Origin of the sequence: Methylobacterium nigriterrae (assembly GCF_037106235.1) — a bacterium.
Taxonomy (GTDB): Bacteria; Pseudomonadota; Alphaproteobacteria; order Rhizobiales; family Beijerinckiaceae; genus Methylobacterium; species Methylobacterium nigriterrae.
In genome coordinates, this window is record NZ_JBAWTG010000281.1 from 1 (window position 1) to 2,789 (window position 2,789).

Sequence of the window (2,789 nt, forward strand, 5' to 3'; positions counted from 1 at the left end):
GATAGCCGACGATGGTCTTCGGGTGCCGGTGGCCTGACACGCCAATCATGTGAGCTACGTCCGCCCCGCGCCCGGCCGCCATCGTGAAGCAGCAGCCGGACGGCGCAGACTTCGTTGCTGTCTTTCTGTTCGGGTTGAACGCCGCACGAACAGAAGCGGAATACTCAGACGGAGGCTGCGGCGGCGTTCAAGACCCGGTGCACGGACATGCGGCTGATGCCGAGCGCCTTGGCAATGGCGGAGGGTCCCATGCCCTGCTCTTGCAACTCGCGCACCTTGTCGGCTGCGATCGAGACTGGGCGGCCCTTGCCGGCGTAGATGCCTGCTACTTTGGCCTTGGCGACACCCTCCAGCTGACGCTCACGCCGCAGGTTCGTCTCGAACTCCGCGAAGACGCCCAGCATCTGCAGGAAGCAGCGGCCGGCGGCCGTCGAGGTGTCGATGGGCTGCTCAGTCGCCCGGAGCGTGACACTCTTGTCCTCCAACTCGCGAACCAGGGCAGCGAGGTCTGCGATGGAGCGAGCCAAGCGGTCGATGCGGGTGACCACGATGGTGTCGCCGCGCCTGGCGAACTCCACGAGGGTCTGCAACTCGGTCCGCTCGTTCGTGCTGGTGCCGGACTTCTTCTCGGAGCGGATCATGTCGCAGCCGGCGGCTCGCAGCGCGGCCTCCTGAATGCCCAGGTCCTGGTCGGTGGAGCTGACGCGGGCGTAGCCGAAGACGGGCATTCGGGGGGGCTGTCACAAAACGGTCTAGAGCTGGGCCGTAGCATGTCACAAAAGCTCTGAACAGACCGTTTCGTTACGGAGGCCGGCTGTCACAGGCCGATGTCACGCAGCGGTATACCCTTCCGTGACACTCGCCCTTTCGTAAATGGGGGGCAGTCACCGGCCCGGCTCGCTCAAACGCCTTGCGGTGCAAGCCGGAGACTATGTCACGGACTCATAAAGTTCGCAGCCAGACCCGCACGGCTGCGAGCTTGACGCTGGCAAGGAAGTTGTCGGGATCCTTGTCGTAGCGCGTGGCGATGGCCCGGAAGTGTTTGATCTTGCTGAAGAAGCGCTCGACCAGATTGCGGTACTTGTACAGGAACGGGCTGAAGGCCAGCACCTGCTTGCGGTTGGGCATCGGCTTCACGTTCGCCCACGCACCTTGCTCGGCCATCCGGGCTCGCAAGGCGTCGCTGTCGTAGGCTCGGTCACCCAGCAGGATCTGCCCCGCTCCCAGCCCGCCCAGCATGTCGGCCGCCGAGCGCCCATCATGCGCCTGGCCTTCCGTGATCTTGAGCGCCACCGGACGGCCCTCGGCATCCACCAGCGCGTGGATCTTGCTCGTCAGGCCGCCGCGCGAGCGACCCATGCCACCGGATCGGCCCTCTTTTTTGGGGCGCAGGCAGCATGCTGATGCACCCGCACGCTGGTGGCATCGATCATCTGCAGGTCGCCCTCGTAAGCCTTTGCGACCGCCTCCAGAAGCCGATCCCAGATCCCGCGCTTGCGCCACGCCGGAAGCGGTTGCCGCAGGTCGTGTGCGGGCCGTAGCGTGCCGGGATCTCGGCCCAGGGTGCACCCGTGCGCAGCCGCCAGAAGATGCCGTTGAGCACCCGCCGGTCGTCCACGCGCTCCTTGCCACGCACGTCCGTCGGCAGAACCGGCTCGATCACGGCCCACTCCGCATCCGTCAGGTCAAACCGCGCCATTCAGAACCCTCCGTGTCCAGAGGGCTAACGACGTCACGCCTCAACCGTGCCAGCCGTTATGGGTTCGCGACCTAGCCGTCAGCCGGCGCCCCTCGGGCTATTCCTTTCCTCTCAGGCGGCGCCGGCGCTCTGCTCCGATCTATCGCATTGAAGTCACGAGGGGTTACGACATGGCCGAGATGCTTCGTGACTTCCGCGTTTCTACGTGGGGTCTGGCGGGCGTTGATGTAGGCTTCCGGATTGGCACGCTTTAAACGTACAAATCCGCAAATTCTGGCTAGTTTTCACTTAGAATTCCAAGATAAATATTTAGACTACATTGAATTATATCTGCAGAACTACCATCTGATCTTCTTGTAATTCTATAACACTGGTTTGTGCCGCTTGATACTCCGCTAAAAGCCCTTGAGGTGCCAGTTCCCAAATTACTACTAAATTTAAAATCTGTCACTTTGTCATCCAAAAGATCATATATTTCCCTTGCTGAACTTGAGCCGCATGTAAATTCTACATTATTACCGCTTCTCTCTATATCTCCATTCGATATTGCTTTATTCAAGCAATCAGCGATAAGTTCCTGAATCTTGCTTTTTGTTGCTACTTTTGACTGCGCAACCCCGCTATCGGAAGCTCCGCTCAGCAAACATGCTACGCCGCATGTGACAAGCAAATGAAAGTTGGTCCTATTCATGGTATCGTCTTGGTCTCCGTAAATTCGGGTTGCCGCTCTTGAGCCGTGTCTTGATTACAGAAGAGCGAGTTATCTCCTTGGAGTATCCCTGATACTAGCTAGCCACCTGTTCCTATCACATGGCCCCGGCTTGAGATGTCGGCCGTGGCGGATCTCGCCGGCCACTGCCGTGAGCACGCCCCTACCTTTCGGTAGCTTAAAAACGATTCTGCTGGCCGCGACGCTTCTCCTTTAGGTATCTGAATATCCGTGGTGTTCAGCGTTTTGAGCCCACCCCTCTTCGGCCCGTGTGCGAGCCACGGGCGTGATGGTGTGGACGCCCCCGACGGCATCAGCGTGCCAGAGTGGTGGTGTTAGAGCCCACTCCAGGAGGCGTCCATGAACCAGGTGAGCACTGTC

The 2,789-nt window shown here is 60.2% G+C and carries 2 protein-coding genes and 1 pseudogene; all 3 read right to left on the reverse strand.

Annotation, left to right across the window (positions count from 1 at the left end):
• Positions 1-164: 164 nt before the first annotated feature.
• Complete coding sequence (locus WDW90_RS36110) at positions 165-728, reverse strand: recombinase family protein (RefSeq protein WP_336492555.1); 564 nt, start codon at positions 726-728, stop codon at positions 165-167.
• Between the two features lie 214 nt (positions 729-942).
• Positions 943-1,699, reverse strand: a pseudogene (locus WDW90_RS36115) (IS5 family transposase).
• A gap of 277 nt (positions 1,700-1,976) precedes the next feature.
• Positions 1,977-2,390 carry a hypothetical protein gene (locus tag WDW90_RS36120; protein ID WP_336492556.1) on the reverse strand — a complete coding sequence of 138 codons (414 nt, stop codon included), beginning with the start codon at positions 2,388-2,390 and terminating at the stop codon, positions 1,977-1,979.
• Positions 2,391-2,789 lie beyond the last annotated feature (399 nt).

Bases quoted from the DNA above. Each gene is read 5' to 3' on its own strand.
- WDW90_RS36120 (WP_336492556.1), bottom strand. From the start codon at position 2,390: ATGAATAGGACCAACTTTCATTTGCTTGTCACATGCGGCGTAGCATGT.
- WDW90_RS36110 (WP_336492555.1), bottom strand. From the start codon at position 728: ATGCCCGTCTTCGGCTACGCCCGCGTCAGCTCCACCGACCAGGACCTG.